Below are 21,442 nucleotides of genomic sequence, written 5' to 3'. Positions count from 1 at the left end.
GGCCCGCGGGCGCCGCGGCCCCCCCCCCCCCCCCCCCCCCCCCCCCCCCGCTGTGCGCCCCCCCCCCCCCGGGGGGGGCCCCCCGCTCCCACGTCCGGGGGCGCCCCACGGCCGTTCGCGATCAGGGCGTCGTACCGACGCAGAAGCTGTTCGGCGCCCTGAGGCGGCACGGTGGTTCGGCGCACCGGTCCCCGCCCGGGCGGCGCCCTCACCTGCTGGACGTCAGGAGGTCGGCCCCCGGCCGGCCGGCGCCCAGGTCGCGCCATTCGCTGGGGGAGACGCCGTAGGCGGTACGGAAGGCCCGACTGAAGTGCGCCGGACTGACGAAGCCCCACTTCTGGGCGACGGCCGACACGGCGGGTGCCGTCCTGCTCCGGCGGGCCAGTTCGCGACCGCACTCCTCCAGGCGTCGCTGCCGGATGAGCTGCCCGACCGTGGTCCCCTCGCCCTCGAACAGCCGATGCAGGTACCGGACGGAGATTCCGAGCGTCCGGGCGACGCCCTCCGGGTACAGGTCCGGATCGCGCAAATTCCGGTCGATGTGGTCACGGGCGCGCCGCACCAGATGGCTCGGTGCGTCCGCGTCCTCGCGGCCGTCGTGGGCCTGCTCCGCGATCAGGGTGTCGAACAGTTCGACGACCATGCCCGCCAAGCGGTTGGCGACGGCCGGAGGGTGACCGTCGGCGGAGGAGGCCATGTTGGTCAGGAACGGGAGGAGTATCGCTCCGAAGCCGTCCGCGGTTCCGACGACGCTCCCCGTGGCCTGCCGGATCGCGGTGTCCGACGCGCCCAGGACACGGCGCGGGACCTGGAAGACGCGAGTCGCGAATCGCCGGGGACGGTCGAAGGAGTACGGCCGGCTCGCGTCGTACACCAGCAGGTCCCCCTCGCCGACCTCCACCCGCCGGCCGTCCTGGACGAAGGTGGCGGTCCCGGACATCTGGACGGCGACGGCCACCAGCGCCCGGGGCGATCCGCCGGTCAGCGCCTGTGTGCGGCTGACCCGTTCCGCGTCGGCCTCCACGGTGGTGACCTGGAGATACGCGAGGCGGTAGGTGGTGATCCGGCCGTCGAACGGTCCCTCGCCCCGAGGTGTGACCTCCGCCGGTCCCAGCGTCCTGCTCACCGCGTCTCTCCAGTACGCGACCTTGTCCAGGTCAGGCACCGATGCGGTCGTCCACACCACGCTCACGTCATGTCCGTTCAAGGGAAGTCGTTCCGGGCCGTCGGAGACGGGAACAGGACGCCGCGTCCGCCCGGAAGCCGCGGCCAGGTGCCTGTCCGTCCCCAAGAGCCAAGCAGCGGGCCGTACCCGGCTCCAGGCAGAACCGCAGGCAGGAATCGGCGCCGCGTGAAGACTGCGCTCACGGACAAGACCCAGTGCGTGACGCGACAAGAGGCGGCTCCTCCCCGGTCGTAGCGTGACGGTCATCCGCACCGCAGAAAGGCGCGGACCAGCACTTTCGCAACGAGGAGACCTTCATGCCGTACATCACCGTGGGCCAGGAGAACACCAACCCGATCGAGGTGTACTACGAGGACCAGGGCGCGGGCCGGCCGGTCGTCCTCATCCACGGCTTCCCGCTCGACGGCCACTCCTGGGAGCGGCAGACCGCCGCGCTGCTCGACGCCGGCCACCGAGTGATCACGTACGACCGCCGCGGCTTCGGACAGTCCTCCCAGCCGGCCACCGGCTACGACTACGACACCTTCGCCGCCGACCTGAACACCGTGCTGGAGACCCTCGACCTGAACGACGCCGTCCTCGTCGGCTTCTCGATGGGCACGGGCGAGGTCGCCCGCTACGTCTCCACGTACGGCTCGGGCCGCGTCGCCAAGGTCGCCTTCCTCGCCTCGCTCGAGCCCTGCCTGCTCAAGAGCGACGACAACCCGGACGGCGTCGCCCCGAAGGAGTTCTTCGACGGCGTCGTCGCCGCCGTGAAGGCCGACCGCTACGCCTACTACACGGCCTTCTTCCACGACTTCTACAACCTCGACGAGAACCTGGGCACCCGGATCAGCGAGGAAGCCGTCCGCAACAGCTGGGACACCGCGGCCCGGGGTGGCTCCTTCGCCGCGTCCGCCGCACCGGCCACCTGGTACACCGACTTCCGCGCCGACATCCCCGCCGTCGACGTGCCGGCCCTGATCCTGCACGGGACCGCCGACCGCATCCTCCCGGCGGAGGGCACCGCGCGCCCCTTCCACAAGGCGCTGCCGTCGGCCGACTACGTCGAGATCGAGGGCGCCCCGCACGGCCTGCTGTGGACCCACGCGGAGGAGGTCAACACCGCCCTTCTCGCCTTCCTGGCGAAGTGACGCCCCACCGTCGACCTGCCCGGGCGACGCCGGTGCACCGGCGTCGCCCCGGCCCTCCGGTTCCCCGACGCGGGGAACCGGACCGGCTCAGAGAGTGAACACCCCATGCAGTTCGGCATCTTCACCGTCGGGGACGTGACCCCGGACCCCACGAACGGCCGCACTCCGACCGAACGCGAGCGCATCAAGGCGATGGTCACCATCGCGCTCAAGGCCGAGGAGGTCGGCCTGGACGTCTTCGCGACCGGCGAGCACCACAATCCGCCGTTCGTACCGTCGTCGCCGACCACCATGCTCGGCTTCATCGCCGCCCGCACCGAGAAGCTCATCCTTTCCACCGCCACCACGCTCATCACCACCAACGACCCGGTGAAGATCGCCGAGGACTACGCGACGCTCCAGCACCTGGCCGACGGCCGCGTCGACCTCATGCTGGGGCGCGGCAACACCGGTCCGGTCTACCCGTGGTTCGGCCAGGACATCCGCCGCGGCATCGACCTCGCCAAGGAGAACTACGCCCTGCTGCGCCGGCTGTGGCACGAGGACGTCGTGGACTGGGAAGGCACCTTCCGTACGCCGCTCCAGGCCTTCACCTCGACACCGCGGCCCCTGGACGGCGTCCCGCCGTTCGTATGGCACGGATCCATCAGGTCCCCCGAGATCGCGGAGCAGGCCGCCTTCCACGGCGACGGCTTCTTCCACAACAACATCTTCTGGCCGGCCGACCACACCAGGCGCATGGTGGGGTTGTACCGCCGCCGGTTCGCCCACCATGGTCACGGCCGGCCGGAGGACGCCGTCGTCGGTCTCGGCGGGCAGGCGTTCATGCGGAAGAACTCCCAGGACGCGGTACGGGAGTTCCGCCCGTACTTCGACAACGCGCCCGTCTACGGCCACGGTCCCTCCCTGGAGGACTTCACCGAGCGGACCCCGCTCACGGTGGGCTCTCCCCAGCAGGTCATCGAGCGGACCCTCGCCTTCCGGGAGACCGTCGGCGACTACCAGCGCCAGCTCTTCCTGATGGACCACGCGGGCCTGCCCCTGAAGACCGTCCTGGAACAGCTCGACATCCTCGGCGAGGAGGTCGTCCCCGTGCTGCGGAGGGAATTCGCCCGGGGGCGGGCGGCCGACGTGCCGGAGGCGCCCACGCACGCGTCCCTCCGAGCCGTCCGGGAGGTGCCCGCCGCATGAAGCTGACCGTTGTCTCCGCCGGACTGAGCACCCCCTCGTCCACCCGCCTGCTCGCGGATCGGCTGACCGGATCCACCCGCGAAGGACTCGCCGGCCGGAGCCACGAGGTGTCCACCGAGATCCTCGAACTGCGCGAACTGGCCACCGACATCGCCCACCACCTCGTGACCGGCTTCCCGCCGTCGCGACTGAGCGCCGCGATCGACGCGGTGACGGCCGCCGACGGCCTGATCGTCGTGACACCCGTGTTCGCGGCCTCCTACAGCGGCCTCTTCAAGTCCTTCTTCGATGTGATGGATCCGGACGCCCTCTCCGGGACACCGGTCCTGATCGCCGCGACGGGCGGCACCGCCCGCCACTCCCTCGTCCTCGAGCACGCGGTGCGCCCGCTCTTCGCCCATCTCCACGCCGTCGTCGTCCCCACCGCCGTCTTCGCGGCCTCCGAGGACTGGGGCTCGGGCGGCGACGAGTACACCGACGGCCTGCCCGGCCGGATGCACCGGGCCGGCACCGAGCTCGCCGCGCTCATGGCGGCCCGCCCGCCCCGGTCCACCGCGCCCGCGGACGACATCACCGCCCTCGAACAGCAACTCGCCGACCTGCGCTTCGACTGAGACCTCGCCGGCATCCCACGGCACGCGGCGCAGCGCCGCGCACACCCCACGTCAAGGAGAGACCCCCATGACCGAACGACCCGTACTCGAACCCGCCGCCCAGGCATTCGCCGACGCCACCGCGCAGCCTCCGTACCTCTACCAGATCCCCGTCGCCGAAGGCCGCCAGGCGGTGGACGAGGTGCAGAGCGGCGAGGGTGTGGCGATGCCCGCCGTCGACGAGGAGTGGGTGACCGTGCACGGCGGCCCGACCGGCGACGTCCGGGCCCGGATCGTCCGCCCGCACGGCCGGACCGGCACCCTCCCCGTCATCCTCTACCTGCACGGCGCGGGCTGGGTCTTCGGCAACGCCCACACCCACGACCGGCTCGTCCGCGAACTCGCGGTCGGCACGGGCGCCGCCGTCGTCTTCCCCGAGTACGACCTGTCGCCCGAGGCGCGCTACCCCGTCGCCATCGAGCAGAACTACGCCGTCGCCCAGTGGATCGCCCGCGAGGGGCGCCACAAGGACCTCGACGGCACCCGGATCGCCGTCGCCGGCGACTCCGTCGGCGGCAACATGACCGCCGCCCTCACCCTCCTGGCCGGACAGCGCGGCGACGTGACGTTCCTCCAGCAGGTCCTCTTCTACCCGGTGACGGACGCGCGCTTCGACACCGCGTCGTACGAGCGGTTCGCGACCGGCTACTTCCTGCGCCGCGAGGCCATGGAGTGGTTCTGGGACCAGTACACGACCGACGAGGCCGAGCGCGCGCAGATCACCGCCTCCCCGCTGCGCGCCACCCTCGACCAGCTGACGGATCTCCCGCCGGCCCTGGTGATCACCGCCGAGGCCGACGTCCTGCGCGACGAGGGCGAGGCCTACGCGGCGAAGCTCCGCTCGGCCGGCGTACCCGTCACCGCGCTGCGCGTCCAGGGCGTCATCCACGACTTCGTGATGCTGAACGCCCTGCGGGAGACCCGGGGCGCCGAACTCGCCATCGGCGTCGCCACCGACATCCTCCGCAAGGCCCTCGCATGACCGGGCCCGCGACCAGCATGCCCGTGGCGGGCCTCGTGCCCGCCCGGCGGCGAGAACCCGAGCACGCCGACCTTCTGGTGCGCAACGCCAAGGTGTTCACCGGAGACCCCCGCCGTCCGCACGCCCGCGCCGTCGCGATCCGCGAGGGCCGGGTGGCGGCCCTCGGTGACGACCACGAGCTCGCACCCCTCGTCGGCCCGGGAACCAGGGTCGTCGACGCCCTCGGCCGCCGTGTGGTCCCGGGTCTCAACGACTCGCACCTGCACGTCATCCGGGGCGGCCTGAACTACGTGCTGGAACTCCGCTGGGACGGGGTGCGCAGTCTCCGGCAGGCGCTGGCCATGCTCCGCGAGCAGGCCGGTCGCACTCCGAAGGGACAGTGGATCCGGGTCGTCGGAGGATGGACCGCCGAGCAGTTCGCCGAGCGCCGGATGCCCACCGTCGCCGAGCTGAACGCGGCCGCGCCCGACACACCGGTCTTCGTCCTGCACCTCTACCAGTCGGCGCTGATGAACCGGGCCGCCGTCCGGGCCGCCGGATTCACCCGTGACACCCCCGACCCGCGCGGCGGGCAGATCGTCCGCGGTCGCGGCGGCGAACCGAACGGCGTCCTGCTCGCGGCGCCCGGGGCGCTCGTCCTGTACTCGACCCTGGCCAAGGCGCCCACTCTGGACGCCGCCGACAAGCGCACCTCGACCCGGCACTTCCTGCGCGAACTGAACCGCTTCGGACTGACCTCGGCGGTCGACGCCGCCGGCGGCTTCCAGAACTTCCCCGACGACTACGCCACCGTCGCCGACCTGGCGGCGGCCGGGGAACTCTCGCTGCGGATCGCCTACCACCTCTTCCCGCAGACGGCCGGGCAGGAACTCGCCGACCTGAGGCGCTGGACCGAGACGGTCAGGCCCGGTGACGGCGACGCGTGGCTCCGGCTCAACGGCGCCGGCGAGAACCTGACCTGGGCGGCCGCCGACTTCGAGAACTTCTCCGAACCACGGCCCGAACTCGCGGCGGGCTACGAGACGGAGTTCGAGCAGGCCGTCCGGATCCTGGTCGAGAACGGCTGGGGATTCCGGCTGCACGCCACCTACGACGAGACCATCCGCCGCGACCTGACCGTGTTCGAGAAGCTCGCGTCCGAAGGGCTCTTCCCCGGCGGCGGACGCTGGCTGTTCGACCACGCCGAGACCGTCTCGCCCGGCAGCCTGGACCGGATCGCGGCCCTCGGCGGCGCCGTCTCCGTCCAGAACCGCATGTCCTTCCAGGGCCTCGCCTTCCGCGACCGGTACGGCTCCGAGGCCGCCGCCCACACCCCGCCGGTGCGGGCCATGCTCGACCGCGGCCTCACCGTCGCGGCGGGCACGGACGCGACGCGGGTGTCCTCGTACAACCCGTGGGTCGCGCTGCACTGGCTGATCACCGGCCGGACCGTCGGCGGCACGCCGCTCCGAGGCCCCGCGGACCTGATCGGCAGGGACACCGCGCTCGGCCTCTACACCCGGGGCGGGGCACGGCTCACCGGCGAGGAGGACGTCAAGGGCATGCTGCGGGAGGGCTGCTACGGGGACCTGGCGGTCCTCTCGGACGACTACTTCACCGTGCCCGAGCACATGATCCCCGGCATCGAGGCCGTCCTGACCGTCGTCGGCGGCCGGATCGTGTACGGCTCCGCCGAGTACGAGGGCCTCGACGAGGCGCTGCCCCCGATCGCACCGGAGTGGTCGCCGGTGGCCCGCTTCGGCGGCTACCAGGCGGGCGGCGCACGGCAGGCCGCGCTGGTCGCGGAGGCCGCCGCCGAGTCCGCGGAGCACAGCCGGTGGCGGGCGGCGCAGGGGACGGGCCCCCGCACGCCGCCGTCGCTCGTCGACCCCTGCTTCACCCACTGAACCCTGGAGGGAACCCGTATGAACACCGAGCCGGAACCCGATCCCGGCCCCGCCCCCGAGCCCGCCCCGGCGGTCGGCGGTCGCCGCTTCGAACCCGACCTGCGGTCCATGACCCGGATCACCCTGCGGCCCATCGCCTCGCCCATGCCGCTGGGATTCTTCACCATCGCCATCGCGTCCGTGATGACGAGCTGCCTCCAGCTCGGAGTCTTCGACGAGGCGGCCCGCGGCGCCGTCGCCCTCACCGTGCTGCCGGCGTTCGTCCTGCAACTCCTCGTCAGCCACCTGGCCTTCGGAGCACGCGACGTGATCGCGGCGACCCTGATGGCGGTGTTCGCCGGCAGCTGGCTCCCGTACGCGCTGGTCATGCTCACCGACGCTCCCGAAGGCCTTCGGGTGCTCGGCGTGTTCAACCTGGCGCTGCTCGGCTTCGGGGCGCTGATGATCGCCGTGACCCGGCCGAAGCGGGCGCTGTGGCTGGTCCTGGTCGTCTCCGCACCCCGCTGGGCGGCCACCGGCCTCGCCGGGATCACGGGCGCCGAATGGCTGACCCGCACGTCCGGCGTGCTCGGCCTCGTGGTGGCGCTGGTGGCGATGTACGCGGCGTTCGCCCTGATGCTGGAGGACATGCGCAGCGAGGAGGTCCTGCCCATCGGCCGCAGTGGCCCCGCCCACCTGGCGGTGGAGGGCGGCCTGTCCGTCCAGCTGCGCGATCTGGAGCGCCAGGCCGGTGTGCGCCGGACGCTCTGACCGGCGGGCCGGCGCCGTCCTCAGTGCGTGGCTCCGGCGGCGGTTCCCGCGGTGATGTGGCGCTGCGCCACGACGACGAGCACCGCTGCCGGGAGCGACGCGAGGACGGCGGTGGCCATGGTCGTGTTCCACCGGGCGGTATGTGCGCCGAGGTAGTCGTAGAGCCCGAGCGTGACCGGCCGGACCGCGTCGGTGGTGGTCAGGGTGAGGGCGAACAGGGTGTCCCCCCAGGCGAAGAGAAAGGCGAACAGGCCAGCCGTGACCAGTGCGTTCCTGCTCAGGGGCAACACCACGGAACGGAACACGCGCCACGCGCCGGCGCCGTCGAGACGGGCCGCCTCCACGATCTCGCGGGGGATCGCCCCCATGGCGGTCCGCAGCACCAGGATCGCCAGGGGGACGCCGGCGGTCGAGTCGGCGAGCACCAGGCCGAGACGCGAGTCGAGGAGGCCGGTGTCGGCGTAGAGGCCGTGCAGCGCGTTCGCCACCGTGATGCCGGGCACCGCCTGGACGAGGAGCACACCGAAGAGGAACGGGCCGGCGCCGGGCAGCGGGGACAGCGTCAGCGCGTGGGCCGCGGGAGCGGCGAGCGCGAGGCTGAGGGCGGCTGTGCCCAGCGACACCACCAGGCTGGTGAGGAGAGCGCCGCCCTGCTCGTCCAAGGCCGTGAGATATTCGCTCGGATCGGGGTCCGCCGGGAGCCACCCACCCCGGGCCGGGCGGCCGGCCGGCTGCAGAGAGGCGGTCACCATCCAGTGGACGGGAGCCAGCATCGCCGCGAGCAGGACGATCGCGACGAGCGAGCCGGCCAGGCCGTCCCGCCGCGTCCATGACTTCATGAGGGACAAGGGTTCCTCCCGGTCAGAGGTGCCGGGCGCGCCGCACCGCGCGGAGATGGAGCAGGGCGAGGACGAAGGAGACCAGGAGCAGCACATTGCCTGTGGCGGCGGCCCGCCCGAACTCGAACCGCGCGTAGGCCTGCTCGTGGGCCAGCGCCGCCAGGGTCCGGGTGGCACCGGCGGGCCCGCCCCCGGTGAGCACCAGGACGACGTCCGGCGCCCTGAGGGTGTAGACGGCGCCCAGGACGAGGACGACGCCGGCCGTCGGCCGCAGCAGCGGCCAGGTGACGTACCGGAAGAGACGGACGGGCCCGGCTCCGTCCAGGGCGGCCGCCTCGTGGACCTGGGACGGGACGGCCTGCAGGCCGGTGTACAGGAGGGCGGTGTTGAAAGGGATGCCCACCCAGGTGTTGACGAGGACCACGGACCACAGTGCCCCGTGCGTACTCGTGAGCCAGGGGACGCCGTCCGCCGTGAGGTGCAGCGCGCGCAGCGCCTGGTTCACCACCCCGTCGTCGGCGTCGAGCATCCAGCGCCAGACCGTTCCGGTCGCGACGAGCGGCATCAGCCAGGGCAACAGCATCAGCGAGCGGACGAGGCGGCCGAGCGGGAAGCGGCGCCGGAAGAACAGGGCGAGCGCCAGGCCGATCGTGAACTGCGCGACCAGCGAACCGGCGGTGTACAGGGCCGTGGTGGCCGCCGCCCGCCGGAACTCCTCCGAGGCGAACAGCCGGACGTGGTTCTCCCGGCCGACGAAGCTCGCCGCGCCGCCGAGGAGGGCCGCGGGCGTGGCGTCGCGCAGACTCGTCGTGAGGTTGTCGATGAGCGGCCGGCCGAGGAACAGCAGCAGGAACGCGGCGGCCGGCGCGAGGAAGGCGGCCTGGACCATCGTCTCCCGCCGCCTGACCCGCGCCGCCGCACCGGACCGGCCCCCGGTGCGGCCCTCGGCGTCAGGAGCCGGTCGCCATGCGCTGCGCATGCCGGAGCGCCTCCTCGGGCGTCTGCTGTCCGGACACCGCGGCCTGGACCGCGGTGTGGATCGCGGTGGCCGCCTCGGGCCAGGCGGGACCGAGCTTCTGGGTGCGGGGACGCGCGCCCCGGACGCTCTCGACGAAGGCGGCCATCGAGGGGACCTGCCGCGCGTAGCGGGCCGCCACGTCCGTGCGGGACGGGACGGTGTGGTGCCAGGTCGCCAGCGTCTGCGTGCTCGAAGGGTCGTTGAGGCAGTCGAGGACCTGGACCGACTTCCGCGTGCGGGCCTCGGAGCTGTTGCGCGGTACGGTCCAGACCTCACCGCCCAGCGGGGTGACCAGCTCCGCGCCGGGCCGGGGCACGGGGAGCGGCGCGACGCCCCAGCGCAGGTCCTCCGCCTTCTCGAGCGCGGTGATCCGCCAGGGGCCGTTGACCATCATGGCCGCCTTGCCGCCGAGGAACTGCTCGTGCACGTCCGCCTGGTTCCAGGTGAGCACGGACCGCGACATGGCTCCGTCCTCCACGAGACCGCTCCACAGGCGGAGTGCCTCGGCGGCCTGCGGGGTGTCGAGGCGCCGTTCGTCACCCCCGTTGGACCACAGGAAGGGAAGGAACTGGAAGGTGTTCTCGAAGGAGGCGTCGGCGGCGACCGCCAGTCCGTGGCGGCCGGGCCGCGTGGTCGCCAGGGCCGCCTCCCGCAGCTCGTCCCAGGTCCGGGGGACCGCCACGCCGGCCTCGGCGAGCATGTCCTTGTCGTAGTAGAGCGCGAGGGTGTTGACGGTCGGAGCCAGGCCGTACAGCTCTCCCTGGTAGGTGCCGGCCGACAGGATGCCCGGCTGGAAGCCGTCGGTGCTGACGCCGTACGGACGGAGCGGGGTGAGCGCGCCGGACCGGGCGATCTGCTGGAGATCGGGGTTGTCGAGCATCAGCAGGTCGGGCAGGGTCCCCGCGGCGGCCTGCCGCAGGACCGTGGGGACGAGCGACGGCGCGGGAACGCTCCGGTGCTCGATCGTCACCTCCGCCTTCCTGCCGCAGGCGGCGAGCAGTTCGCCCCAGTGGGCGTGCTCGGTGCTGTCGGTGTAGTAGTCGAGCACGGTGAGGGACGTCACCCGCTCCGTACGGGAGGGGCCGGCCGGGTCGCCGGTGCCGCAGCCGACGGTGACCAGGACCAGCGCGACGGCCGCCGCGAGAGCGGCGAGGGGCCGACCGAGAGGTCCCGTGGATGCCTTCACGTTGGTGTGTGCCCTTCCTGAGGACGTGTCTGTTCATACGTATGCGGAGAGGTCGCGGAGGTGGGTACCGCGCTCGAAAGTGTCGCCGATCGGTGCGACCGGGGTGTCGGAGGGGTCTATTCCGCATCGCCCCGTGAGAGCACCACATGCGTGAGCTGCACCCGGGACCTCACGTCGAGTTTCCGGAAGGCCGACGTCAGATGGGTGTTGACGGTGTGGGGCGAGACGAAGAGGGCCTCGGCGGCCGACCTGTTGGTGTGGCCGCCCGCGATGAGCCGCGCCACCTTCCGCTCCGAGACGGTGAGCGCCTCCCAACCCTGGACCGGCCGGTCGCGTACGCCGCCTCTCCGTCCGGCACCGTGCCCAGGTCGATCCTCCGCACCGGTGCCCGGACCGCCGGCGGCGTCATCGAGCAGCCGCAGCACATCGGCCGCGGCCGCGTGCGCACCCGCCGCGGCGAAGGCGTCCCGGGCAGCCGAGAGGACCACCACCGCCTCCGCGGTCCGTCCCGCCGTCACGAGCGCCCGTCCGAGGTCGGTCCGGGCCGAGGCCAGGACCAGCGGGCGGGGTCCGGCCATGAGGAGGGACACCGCCTGTTCGAGCGGACCGACGGCGCCGGAGATGAGCCCCGCGGTGAGGGCGGCCGACCCCGTGGCCGTCGGCACCTCCGGATTGCGCTCGGCGTGCGCCGCCGCCTGCGCGGCCAGGTCCTCGGCCAACGCCCGGTCCCCGGCCGCCAGCGCCATCCGCACCGCCGCCCCGACCCAGGTACGCAGCAGCCGCCAGCGCATGAACGGTCCGAACTCCTGCAGCCGCCTCAGCGCGGCCACCGCCGACCGGGCGTCTCCGTCGTGGTCGGCGACGAGGGCCTCCAGAAAGCACACCGCGGCCCGGTTCCCCGGGTTCGGCTTGACCGCCAGCCGTTCCCGCGCCGCCACCAGCTGCTCCCCGGCCCCCGCGCGGTCGCCCCGCAGCAGCGCCGTCCAGGCGCGGATCACCCGGGAGTTCACCTGCTGCACCGGGGTCCGTACGGCGTCCTCCAGGTCCTCCATCGTCACGAAGTGGGCCTCGGCGTCGTCGAGGCGACCCCGGCCGAGGTGCTGCTGGCCCTGCGCCCACAGGAGCATGGCCTGCCGATGCGAACCGGCCTCCGCCGCCGCCCGCCGCAGCAGCTCCGCCGCCCGGTCGAACCGGTCCATGTGCTGATGGGCGACGACCTCCTCGGGCCGGAAGGAGCCGTCCACGACACTCAGCGCGGTGAAGCGCGCCGAAGCGGCGGCGCCGTCACCCGCGTTGAGGGCGATCTCGCCCAGCGCGGAGAGCGCCTGCACATGCGCGGGACGGTCCCCGGCCGCGATCGCCGCCGCCAGCGCCTCCTCACCCACGGCCCGCGCTGCGCCCAGGTCCCGGCCACGGGACAGGGCGAGCGCCCGCAGTGCGGAGAGCCGGGCGCTCACCTCGGGCGGCATGCCCCCGACGGCCAGGGCCGCCTCCGCCCGCCGGCACAACTCCTCGGCCAGGTCCAGACTCCACAGCGCCGCCCCCAGGGTCGCCTGGAGCCGGCCGAACACCGCGAGCGGCGGTTGCGCGGCGAGAAGACCGTCACAGGTCGTCAGCGCCTCCCGCTCCCGGCCCGCCCGGATCAGACAGACGATCGCCTGCTCGCCCACGTCGAACCGCGCGGCCTCCGAAGGCCGGACCAGCTCCAAGGCGCGTGTCATGAGGTCGGCAGCGAGGCCGGGCGTCACCGGCAGGACGTCGTCGGCCGCCCGCCGCAGCAGTGCGACGGCTTCCTCGTCCCCGGGCTCGGCGCCGAGCAGCACGTGCGACGCCACGTCGATCGGGCGGTGCCCGGAAGCGACGAGACGGTGCGCGGCCGCCCGGTGCAGCGCGTTGCGCGCCGACGCGGGGATGTCGGCGTAGACCGCCTGACGCAACAGGTCATGACGGAAGACGAGGAGCTCGCCGTCCTCGTCGAGCAGCCCCGCACGCAGCGCCTCGTCGAGGGCCGTGACCAGCGCGGCGGGTGGGCGCCCGCACAGCGCCGCCGCGTCGACGAAGGCGAACCGGCGGCCGAGGACCGCCCCCATCCGCAGGAGACCCAGGGTGTCGTGACCGAGGGAGCCGATCCTGTCGCGCACGCCGGACACGAGCCCGCTCGGCACGGAAGGGGAGATGTGCCCGACCTCGGGCGCGGTCCTCCGCCCGCCCGGGACGAGCCCCGTGCCCGCCTCCGGCCCTCGGCCGGGAAGCGCTCCGCACTGTTCCGCGCCTTGGCCGGAGGCCCCTCCCCGGTGTCCCTCGGACCGCAGCCCCTGAAGCAACTCCACCGCGAGGAAGGGGTTCCCACCGGTCCCCTCCAGCAGACCCCGGATCCGCTCGTCGACGTCCTGGCCGAGGACGTCGTCCGCGAGCCGGCTGATGGCGGACGGGGACAGCGGCCGCAGGAGGAACTGCGCCACCGGCAGTCGGCTCCGTGCGGCCGCCAGTATCTCCTCACCGGCGGCCGTGGGGCCGGTGCGCCCGGTCAGCAGCCACAGGACCGGAGAACTCCGCAGCCGACCGGGCAGCTGCCGCAGCGCGAACCGGCTCAGCGGATCCGCCCACTGCACGTCGTCCAGGGCGATGAGTACGGGTGCCTCGGCCGCCCTGGCCTCGATCATCCCGGCGAGCCGCTCCACGAGCCGGATCCGCTGGTCGTGACGGCGGGCGGGATCAGCGAAGGCGTCCGCCTTCAGCAAGGGGCGTGAGCCACCGAGGAGGCAGCCCGCCAGCGAGGACAGCGGTACCAGATGATGCAGCTCGTCGGCTCTGCCGATGCCGGTGGAGTACCCGGCGCCCTCGGCCAGGGCGACGGCCTCCGTGAGCAGCGTGCTCTTCCCGATGCCGGCTTCGCCGCGCAGGAGGACGAGCGCGCCACCACCGCTCCGAGCCACGGAGGCGACGAGGGTACGCAGCTCCGCGAGCTCGGCCTCCCGGCCGCGCAGCCCACGACGGGACAGCGGACCGCCCGACCCCGCCACCTTGCTCCACCCCCGAAACGCACGGACCGCCCCCGGCCGCCGTCACCGGCGCCGGAGCGTCCCCCCAGGAGGGTCACTATGGCAAGAACCGCAGCTCATCGCACATCTGACGGGTGAGTCTCCGGTCACACGGCCCGGCCGGCCGCTCTGCCGAGCGGCGCCTTCGGGCGGGACCGCCCGCTCCACCCGGCCGTCGCGGAGTTCTTCCAGTCGACGGGGGACTGCCCGTACGCCGCGCGGAAGACACGGCTGAAGTGCGACGCGCTGGTGAACCCCCAGCGATGGGCGATGCCGGCGATCGTACTGTCCGCGGCGTCCCTGCGGGCGAGCGTCCGACGGCACTCTTCGAGGCGACGCCGCTGGATCCAGCGGCTGACGGTGACGCCCTCGCTCTCGAAGAGCTTGTGCAGATGGCGCACGGAGACGTGGTGGGCGCGGGCCACGAGTTCCGGGGTGAGATCGGGGTCGGTCAGGTTCCCGTCGATGAACGCCCGGATCCGCGTGAGCAGCACGCGAGCGCCGTTCGGCGAATCCGTGGTGTCCGCGCCCCGTTGTTCGTCGGCGAGGACGGTGAGCAGGTCGACCACATTGCGGGCGATGAGCTCGCCGACGGGCTCCGGACAGGTCTCGGCGGCGTCCACGAGCTGCGCCAGGAACGGCGAGAGGATCCCCCCGATCGGCGATTCGGACCCGAGCGGAAGGGCGGTGATCCTGGATATGTCCGACTCGTCGAGGCCGAGGACGGCCCGCGGCAGCACCAGGGACTTCGTCTGGAACGGTTCGGGGAGGGCGAGCCGGATCGGACGCGCCATGTCGTAGACGAAGAGCTGCCCTGCCCGTACCGCGTTGTCCCGGGAATCCTGCTCGACGCGGGCGCCGCCCCGGCTGAGCAGCTTCACCACGACGAAGTCGTCGTTGTCGGCACACGCGATGAGACGCTCGGTCCTGCGCGCGAACTGCGGCTCGCTCTCCACCGTCACCGCCTGCACGCGTCCCAGCACCGCGGTACGGATCGTGCCGGACCGCACTTCGTCGGGCACGGCCACGTCCACGGCTCCGAACGTCCGGGACAGTGCCTCGCGCCAGTAGCCGCGCCGCCGCGCTGCGGGCAGGGCGTCCACGGAGTAGTACGTGCTGGTGAGGGGACCGGATACCGATCCCGATGGATGCGTCTGCATGACTGTGTCCTCTTGCGGTAGTGCTGTCCCGCCAACCTTTCAGCGAACCGCGCGGGGCACATCGCGTGAATCCGCTAGATCGCGTGAGGACGTGCAGGTCAGGGGGAGGAGCGGGCTCCCGGACCGGCGCGCCGGAGCATGGCGCCGACCACGGATCGGCCGACCCCGACCGGTGCGCTCGGCGTGTGCGGATTCGTCGGGCGGGCGGCCGTGTCGGTATCTGCAAGTTTTACGACATTGCCGTCACCTGGAGGAGTTCCTAGCGTGGGGGTGTGCCCTTCTCGGGCTTTCCGTTCCCCTCCCTCGAAAGCTGGTGCAGCCATGCCCTCAGCCGTTCTGCTCGACCTCGGTGAACTCGACGGGGCCCCAGTCGTCCTCGGCTGCTCCGGCTTTCTTCCGGGCCGCGCCCGTGAAGCGGGTGCCACGGTCGTGCGCGTCGTCGACGAGCTGGGTCGAGGTGCTTACGGATGCTGACGACGACGCGTCACCGATTCTCCGCCGCCGCTGTCGCCGCCGCTTTCACCGGCATGGCGCTGCTGGCCACCGGGTGTTCCGGTGACAAGGGCGTCGCGGACGCCGGGCCGAATTCCGCGGCGGCCGTCGGGGTCGAGCCGCTGGACGTCTCCAGGACGACCACGCTGCGGAAGCTGAACGGCCTTCCGGACACCCCGGCGAAGCTCGCCACCTCCACGCTGATCATGGTGGACTACCAGAACACCTACACGCGGGGCGTGATGGAGCTCGAGGGCTGGAAGCCGGCCCTGGACGAGGCCGCGGTGCTGCTGGACAGGACCCGCAAGGCGGGCGGCAAGGTCATCCACGTCGTCAACGACGGTGGAAAGGGCACGCCTTACGACATCGACGCGGAGATCGGGAAGATCCGTCCCGAGGTCGCGCCGATCGCGGGTGAGCCGATCGTGGTGAAGACGAAGCCCAACGGGTTCGTGGGCACCGACCTGGCCGAGCGCGTGGACGCGGCCGGCAACAAGGACGTGATCATCGCCGGGTTCATGACGAACATGTGCGTCACCTTCACCACCGAGGGCGCGTTCCTGCGCGGGAACAACCCGACCGTGGTGGCCGCGGCCTCCGCGACGCGCCCGCTGCCGTCCTCGGTCGGCGCCGTCTCGGCACAGCAGGTGCACAAGTCGGCGCTGGCCACGATCAGCGACCTGTACGGCGTGGTCGTGCCCGACGCCGCGGCTCTCAGCTGATTTCCTCATCCTCGTGTCTTGATTTCTCGCGGAATTCCTTGGCCGCGGTGGGTTTTGTGGACGAGAACTTGTCCGCAAAACCCGCCGCGGTGATTTTCCGACCCTTGGCGAAAAACCGGATTTATATCCTCCATTAACCTTGAAAGGTGAAGATCAACATTTTCCGGTTGTTCTACGGGAAATGACCTTCCCTCTACGTTGATCGCGAGTGACCGAAAGGCACTCGTCGGCCACAACTAGCAGGGGAGTAAAAAGCCTTGACTACTCGCAGGCATTTCATCACCACCACCGCGGCCGCCGTCGGCGCGGCGACCGTGCTCGGTTCGACCCCGGCCTTCGCCGAGGAGGTGCCGGCCACCGACGCGGCCCTCGCCGTCGACGAGAAGACCGCGCGGGACGCGATACGCGCCGTGAACTCGGCCATGCGCACCAACTACGCCGCGCTCAAGGCCAGGCTCGTCCAGGAGCTCGGCCCGGTCGTCGTCGTCCAGAACAACGCCGTCGGCGGCCGCTTCCGTCTGGTGAACAGGGGAACCGTGCTGGAGACCGTCGATCCGGTGCCCGAGGTGTTCGAACTGGCGAAGTCGATCGCGCACGTTCCGCTCGGCATCTTCTCGACCGCGGGCTCCCACCTGAGCGACCGCGTCCCCAACGTGGCCAACTCGGCCCGTATCGACGCGCACGACCTGGACATGGTGTCCATGGAAGGACCCGCCTCGACCGCCTGGATCGCCCCGCTCCAGGCGTTCCGCGACAGGCTGCGGGACACCAGACGGAAGCTCCCCGGCGCGAACCTGCCCACCGATCTCCGGAACTCCTGCGACACGATCCTGGCCGAGGCCATCGCCTTCATCGACGCCTCCGTGCGGGCCAGGGTCTTCGACATCCCCACCTTCCAGGAGTTCTCGAAGACCGTGTACCCGGCCGTTCGGGTCAACATGAAGCACGCGTCCGCCGCGCAGATCAGCGGTGTCGGCGAGCTCATGAAGCGGTGGCGCGGCCAGATCGGCGAGGCCGCCTGGAGCGACCTGTACGTGTGCGTGCTGTCGATCTGGACGACGTCGGAGCTGAACCAAGCGTCGATCATCATCAAGCGGCACATGAACCAGGCCAAGGTCGCCACCCACCTGATCGACCTGCCGGCGGTCGAGTCCCCCTCCGACCCGGTGGCGGTGGCGCTGGAGAACCTCGCCCGCATCGTCCAGGACAACATCGCCGCGGAGATGGTCTTCGCCGCGGACCTCCGCGTGGCCGACGCCCTCAAGGGCAGGGAGGACCTCCTGTCCCAGGAGATCCTCGTCCAGCTCGGCGGCGGAAGCCCGACCGGCGGCGCGGCCACCGCCACCGCCTTCGGCGCCGCGGCGAAGGGCGCCTGCCCGATCGACCACACCCTGCTGAAGATCTGACGCGACACGGCCGTCACCCGCCCCGGCGCCGTCCGGGGCGGGTGACGGCCTCTCAGTCGTTCGAGGCCGCCGGGCGGGGAGGGACGTGCCGGGGACGCCGGGGCGGTACGGCCCCGTGCGCACCGGCGTTGACCTGCGAAGTGTGCATTCCGGCTCGTGGAGGAGGAAGGTGGGGACGACCGGACCGATCCGGGTTACCGCCGACGTCCCACCTTCCCGTCGGCGGCGATGTCGCCTCGAAGCCAGGCTCCGACGCCTGGGATCCCGCGGAGGCCAGCGGGTGTACACAGCCGAAGGGTCGACCCGACGGATCGAGGCGATGCCCCGTGACACCCGACCGAGCCCGACACCAGGGACCCTCCACCCGCCTTCACCTCGTCGACGGTGCGCCCGCCTGGCGGGCCCACCACGGCAACGCACTCGTCCGCTACGCCCCGGTCGGCCGCCCGATCACAGCCGCCCTGCTCCTGAGCGGTGACTTCGACGCCGACACCGTGCCCTGCCTGCGCGAGGCACTCGACGCGGTCCGCACCCCGCAGGTCGAACTGGTCCTGCTGGACCTGACGGGTGTGAGCTTCGGCGACTCCGCGCTCGTCCACGAACTGACCGACACACAGAACCGGCCCGAGCGGCACCTTCTCATCGGGCCGCTCAGAAGCCAGGTCGCCCGGCTCTTCACCCTCACCGGCACCGAGGACACGTTCGACATCACCGACGCGGTCTGACACCCGTCGAGCCGGCCCACGGCGACGCCTCCGCGCCGGCCGTCCGGACCGCCACCCCGTGGTTGGGCCGGGCGAGCGGTCCGTGGGGGTGTCCCGAGCGTCGGGAGCACCATGGAGCGGCTGTCGGACCGATGGTGGGGGGACCCGTACGGAACCGGCGCCCACGGGCCCCGGCGGAGGAGACCACATGGATGCCATCGTGCTGCTGCGCGAGGACCACAAGACGGTCGAGAAGCTGTTCAAGCGGTTCGAGAAGACCGGGGACGACGATCTCACCGAGCGCAGGCAGATCGCCGACGAGGTCGTCGAAGAGCTGACCGTGCATGCCTGGATCGAGGAGCAGGTCTTCTATCCGGCCGCGCGCGAAGCCGCGCCCGACACGACCGACCACATTCTGGAGAGCATCGAGGAGCACCATGCCGTCGTGTGGATGCTCTCCGAGCTCAAGGACATGGATCCCTCCGACGAACGCTTCAAGGCGAAGATGAGCGTCCTCATGGAGAACGTCCGCCACCACGTCGAGGAGGAGGAGAAGGAATGGTTCCCCGACGTCCGCAAGGCGATGGGGCGCAACCTGCTCACCGAGCTCGGCGAACGGCTCGAGGCGGAGAAGGGGAAGGCCCCGCGCGACCCGCTCGCCGTGCCCAGCGCGTCCGACACGTGACACGCTCTCCCCATCGCGCGCCGCAGCGCGCCGTCCCGGGGCGGAGCGGCTCCTGGCACCTCTCGCAGCCGTCGGCGTGGCGGCCGCGCTGCTGAGCGGTTGGGGAGCGCCCGCGGGTCGCGTGAACGGGGCCAGGCAGGCCGGAATGGCCTTCGAGGGGGCGCTCGCCGCCGAGGACTACGCGCTGGCGTGCACGCTGCCGGCGCCGGGGACCCGTGAGGAACTCGAGGACGGCGAGAACGAGCCGTGCGGCGCCGCTCTCGAAGGGCGGGACCTCACCGCCGACGCCGGAACGCCGGACCGCACGCAGGTGTACGGGAGGCAGGCGCTGCTGCGGCTGCCGGGCGACGTCCTGTTCCTGTCGCAGTTCGCCGACGGCTGGAAGGTCACCGCCGCGGGGTGCGCCCCGCGGGCCGGGGAGCCCTACCGGTGCTCGGTGAAGGGCGGCTGACGTGCGTCTGGTGTTCGCCACCTGTGTGGTGATGATCCTCGGCGGGCTCGGCTACTTCTTCACGATCGGGGCGATGTACCGGTGAACGGACGAAGCGGGACCCACGCGGGAGGCTTCTGGCGGGACAACAGCCTCACCCTCGTGTTCGGCGGTGCGTTCCTCCTGGTCCTGGCAGGCCAGGCGGTGGCCGGGCGGGCCGGCTTCAACGAGGACCTCGCCGTCGACGGGATGCAGCGGCTGACGCTCGGTGAGTACCTGATGTCGTCGGACTTCGCCGTGGACGTCACCGAGAACTGGCAGTCGGAGTTCCTCCAGTTCTTCCTCTACATCTTCGGCACGGTCTGGCTCCTCCAACGCGGCTCGCCCGAGTCCAAGGAACTCCACAAGGCGGGGCCCGAGAGCGACCGGGAGCAGCGAGTGGGCGACCACGCCCGGGCCGACTCACCCCGCTGGGCCGGCACAGGGGACTGGCGGCAGCGGCTGTACTCACGCTCCCTCGGGACCGCCATGGCCCTGCTGTTCCTCCTGTCCTGGCTCGCCCAGTCGATCGCCGGAACGGCCGCGTACAACGAGCAGCAACTGCGCGAGCTCCTGCCGCCGGTGTCCTGGGCCGGCTGTCTCGCCTCCGCCGACTTCTGGGACCGCTCACTGCAGAACTGGCAGTCGGAACTGCTGGCGGTGGCCGCCATGGCCATCCTGTCCGTGTACCTGCGTCAGCGGGGCTCTCCGGAATCCAAGCCGGTGGGCGCTTCGCACACCGCCACCGGGGTCGAAGGATAGGCGGAGGACCGGGCGGGGCCCGCAGGCCTTCGTCATCGCGCGGTCGAGGAGCGCCGGGCCGGGGTGCGGGTCAGTGACCGAGGGCGTTCTTGAGCTGCTGCTTGGTCATGGTCGAGCGGCCGTGGACGCCTCGCTTCCTCGCCTCCTCGTACAGCTCGTCCTTGGTGCGCTCGGAGGAGCCGCCACCTCCGCCTCCGGACTCCGCCCCGCCTGTCACGCGATACGGCCCGGTGTCGCGTCGCGGCCTCCTCAGCGCACGTGCAGCGAGGTGACCTCGTAGGACACCGCCGAACTGGGGGACGGGGCACGGCAGGTCAGGCGGTGCGCCGGCGCCCGGTGGGCGTGGATCTCGACCTCGAAGGTCGACAGTCCTGCGAGCCGTCCGGCGACGCGGACCCGCCAGCGGTCGTCGTCCCTGACCGTCTCCTCGACGACGTAGTCGTGCCGGCCCGAGGGACCCGCGTGGTGGAGGACGGCGGACAGAGCCGCCTGCTGGGGCGGGGTGAGGTCCGTGTAGCCGCGCAGGTGGTCCGGGTGGATGCGGTTCGCGAGGTGTTCCTCCACGACGTCCACCGCCGACGCGGCGTCGAGGTTGCCGTAGTAGACGCCGTCGGGCGCGACAGCGACGTTGGCGGCGAACCGGTCGCCTCCCACATGGGTGCACTCCCACACGAGCTGCGGCCACCCCTCGCTCAGCGCACGTGCCACCGGACGGCCGCGGAGAGCGCAGCAGGTGTCGTGCGGACCGTGGGCGCAGACGAGGACGACGGGCGGGTGGCCCGGTTCTCCCGGCGCGTCCAGGGCGGTGACGATTCCGGTCAGGTCCCCGTCGTCGTCCCAGGTCCCCCATTCCTGGAGGTGGTCGCCGTCCGGCGCGTGACGCAGGACGGCCCATCGCGGCCGTTCGCCGGGGCGACCGCGGCCGTGGCGCCGGATCAGCAGGACACGGGCGCGCGCCGCCCGTGCGGCGGAGTTCACCCGTGCCTTGACGTCGGGCGCGAGATCGAGCCCGTCGAAGCCGTCGAACGGCCAGCCGCGCCGGTACTCGACGAGGATCCAGACCGAGCCGTACGGCGCCGTGCCCGCGATCGGGTCCCCGCGCAGGCGGGCGGCGTCGGAGCAGAGGAACCGTGCCGGGGCCGTCAGCGGGTCCGTCACCCGGTTCGTCATCGGATCG

At 72.2% G+C, this 21,442-nt stretch carries 20 protein-coding genes; 12 read left to right on the top strand and 8 right to left on the bottom strand.

The window, feature by feature from the left end; genetic code table 11:
• Window positions 1-208: 208 nt before the first annotated feature.
• Window positions 209-1,126, bottom strand: coding sequence for a helix-turn-helix domain-containing protein (locus ACF1BN_RS30050; protein ID WP_392334744.1), 918 nt, complete (start codon window positions 1,124-1,126; stop codon window positions 209-211).
• A gap of 356 nt (window positions 1,127-1,482) precedes the next feature.
• On the opposite strand from ACF1BN_RS30050, the gene ACF1BN_RS30045 reads away from it, so the two are divergent.
• From ACF1BN_RS30045 to ACF1BN_RS30020, 6 genes are all read left to right on the top strand, one after another.
• A complete protein-coding gene (locus ACF1BN_RS30045; protein ID WP_392334743.1) occupies window positions 1,483-2,319 on the top strand; it encodes an alpha/beta fold hydrolase in 837 nt (278 codons plus the stop codon).
• Window positions 2,320-2,424: 105 nt separating this feature from the next.
• Window positions 2,425-3,510: an LLM class flavin-dependent oxidoreductase gene (locus ACF1BN_RS30040; RefSeq protein ID WP_392334742.1), complete on the top strand. Its 1,086-nt coding sequence runs from the start codon at window positions 2,425-2,427 to the stop codon at window positions 3,508-3,510.
• Window positions 3,507-4,124 carry an FMN reductase gene (locus ACF1BN_RS30035; protein ID WP_392334741.1) on the top strand — a complete coding sequence of 206 codons (618 nt, stop codon included), beginning with the start codon at window positions 3,507-3,509 and terminating at the stop codon, window positions 4,122-4,124. The genes ACF1BN_RS30040 and ACF1BN_RS30035 overlap by 4 nt, the downstream gene beginning before the upstream one ends.
• A 67-nt stretch (window positions 4,125-4,191) precedes the next feature.
• Window positions 4,192-5,145 carry an alpha/beta hydrolase gene (locus ACF1BN_RS30030; RefSeq protein ID WP_392334740.1) on the top strand — a complete coding sequence of 318 codons (954 nt, stop codon included), beginning with the start codon at window positions 4,192-4,194 and terminating at the stop codon, window positions 5,143-5,145.
• Entirely contained in the window at window positions 5,142-7,031 is a 1,890-nt protein-coding gene (locus ACF1BN_RS30025) for an amidohydrolase (protein ID WP_392334739.1), read from the top strand. The genes ACF1BN_RS30030 and ACF1BN_RS30025 overlap by 4 nt, the downstream gene beginning before the upstream one ends.
• An 18-nt stretch (window positions 7,032-7,049) precedes the next feature.
• Window positions 7,050-7,781, top strand: coding sequence for a GPR1/FUN34/YaaH family transporter (locus ACF1BN_RS30020; protein ID WP_392334738.1), 732 nt, complete (start codon window positions 7,050-7,052; stop codon window positions 7,779-7,781).
• Window positions 7,782-7,801: 20 nt separating this feature from the next.
• On the opposite strand, the gene ACF1BN_RS30015 is transcribed toward ACF1BN_RS30020, so the two are convergent.
• The 5 genes from ACF1BN_RS30015 to ACF1BN_RS29995 form a co-directional block, all read right to left on the bottom strand.
• Window positions 7,802-8,620, bottom strand: coding sequence for a carbohydrate ABC transporter permease (locus tag ACF1BN_RS30015; RefSeq protein ID WP_392334737.1), 819 nt, complete (start codon window positions 8,618-8,620; stop codon window positions 7,802-7,804).
• Between the two features lie 22 nt (window positions 8,621-8,642).
• Window positions 8,643-9,599, bottom strand: coding sequence for a carbohydrate ABC transporter permease (locus ACF1BN_RS30010; RefSeq protein WP_392334736.1), 957 nt, complete (start codon window positions 9,597-9,599; stop codon window positions 8,643-8,645).
• On the bottom strand, window positions 9,571-10,824 hold the full coding sequence (locus ACF1BN_RS30005; protein WP_392334735.1) for an extracellular solute-binding protein: 1,254 nt from the start codon (window positions 10,822-10,824) through the stop codon (window positions 9,571-9,573). The genes ACF1BN_RS30010 and ACF1BN_RS30005 overlap by 29 nt, the downstream gene beginning before the upstream one ends.
• Window positions 10,825-10,940: 116 nt before the next feature.
• Window positions 10,941-13,847: an AAA family ATPase gene (locus tag ACF1BN_RS30000; RefSeq protein WP_392334734.1), complete on the bottom strand. Its 2,907-nt coding sequence runs from the start codon at window positions 13,845-13,847 to the stop codon at window positions 10,941-10,943.
• A gap of 125 nt (window positions 13,848-13,972) precedes the next feature.
• Window positions 13,973-15,025 (bottom strand): helix-turn-helix domain-containing protein, encoded by a 1,053-nt coding sequence (locus ACF1BN_RS29995; RefSeq protein WP_392334733.1) that lies wholly within the window; start codon window positions 15,023-15,025, stop codon window positions 13,973-13,975.
• A gap of 467 nt (window positions 15,026-15,492) precedes the next feature.
• Here ACF1BN_RS29995 and ACF1BN_RS29990 point away from each other — a divergent pair, with 467 nt between their 5' ends.
• The 6 genes from ACF1BN_RS29990 (at window position 15,493) to ACF1BN_RS29965 (ending at window position 20,265) form a co-directional block, all read left to right on the top strand.
• Window positions 15,493-16,239, top strand: a complete 747-nt coding sequence (locus ACF1BN_RS29990; RefSeq protein WP_392334732.1) for a cysteine hydrolase family protein — start codon at window positions 15,493-15,495, stop codon at window positions 16,237-16,239.
• Between the two features lie 257 nt (window positions 16,240-16,496).
• A complete protein-coding gene (locus tag ACF1BN_RS29985) occupies window positions 16,497-17,645 on the top strand; it encodes a twin-arginine translocation signal domain-containing protein (RefSeq protein WP_392334731.1) in 1,149 nt (382 codons plus the stop codon).
• 326 nt (window positions 17,646-17,971) lie between these two features.
• On the top strand, window positions 17,972-18,370 hold the full coding sequence (locus ACF1BN_RS29980; protein ID WP_392334730.1) for an STAS domain-containing protein: 399 nt from the start codon (window positions 17,972-17,974) through the stop codon (window positions 18,368-18,370).
• A gap of 187 nt (window positions 18,371-18,557) precedes the next feature.
• Complete coding sequence (locus ACF1BN_RS29975; RefSeq protein ID WP_392334729.1) at window positions 18,558-19,034, top strand: hemerythrin domain-containing protein; 477 nt, start codon at window positions 18,558-18,560, stop codon at window positions 19,032-19,034.
• Between the two features lie 145 nt (window positions 19,035-19,179).
• On the top strand, window positions 19,180-19,485 hold the full coding sequence (locus ACF1BN_RS29970; RefSeq protein WP_392334728.1) for a hypothetical protein: 306 nt from the start codon (window positions 19,180-19,182) through the stop codon (window positions 19,483-19,485).
• A gap of 81 nt (window positions 19,486-19,566) precedes the next feature.
• Entirely contained in the window at window positions 19,567-20,265 is a 699-nt protein-coding gene (locus ACF1BN_RS29965; RefSeq protein ID WP_392334727.1) for a DUF6766 family protein, read from the top strand.
• Between the two features lie 70 nt (window positions 20,266-20,335).
• Here the strand turns inward: ACF1BN_RS29965 and ACF1BN_RS29960 are convergent, their stop codons facing one another.
• Both ACF1BN_RS29960 and ACF1BN_RS29955 read right to left on the bottom strand, forming a co-directional pair.
• Window positions 20,336-20,482: a hypothetical protein gene (locus ACF1BN_RS29960; protein ID WP_392334726.1), complete on the bottom strand. Its 147-nt coding sequence runs from the start codon at window positions 20,480-20,482 to the stop codon at window positions 20,336-20,338.
• Window positions 20,483-20,514: 32 nt separating this feature from the next.
• A complete protein-coding gene (locus tag ACF1BN_RS29955) occupies window positions 20,515-21,411 on the bottom strand; it encodes a sucrase ferredoxin (RefSeq protein ID WP_392334749.1) in 897 nt (298 codons plus the stop codon).
• Window positions 21,412-21,442: the final 31 nt, after the last annotated feature.

The sequence above is a fragment of the Streptomyces sp. NPDC014861 genome, assembly GCF_043081625.1.
Classification (GTDB): domain Bacteria; phylum Actinomycetota; class Actinomycetes; order Streptomycetales; family Streptomycetaceae; genus Streptomyces.
This window is presented reverse-complemented; position numbering and strand designations above follow the sequence as displayed.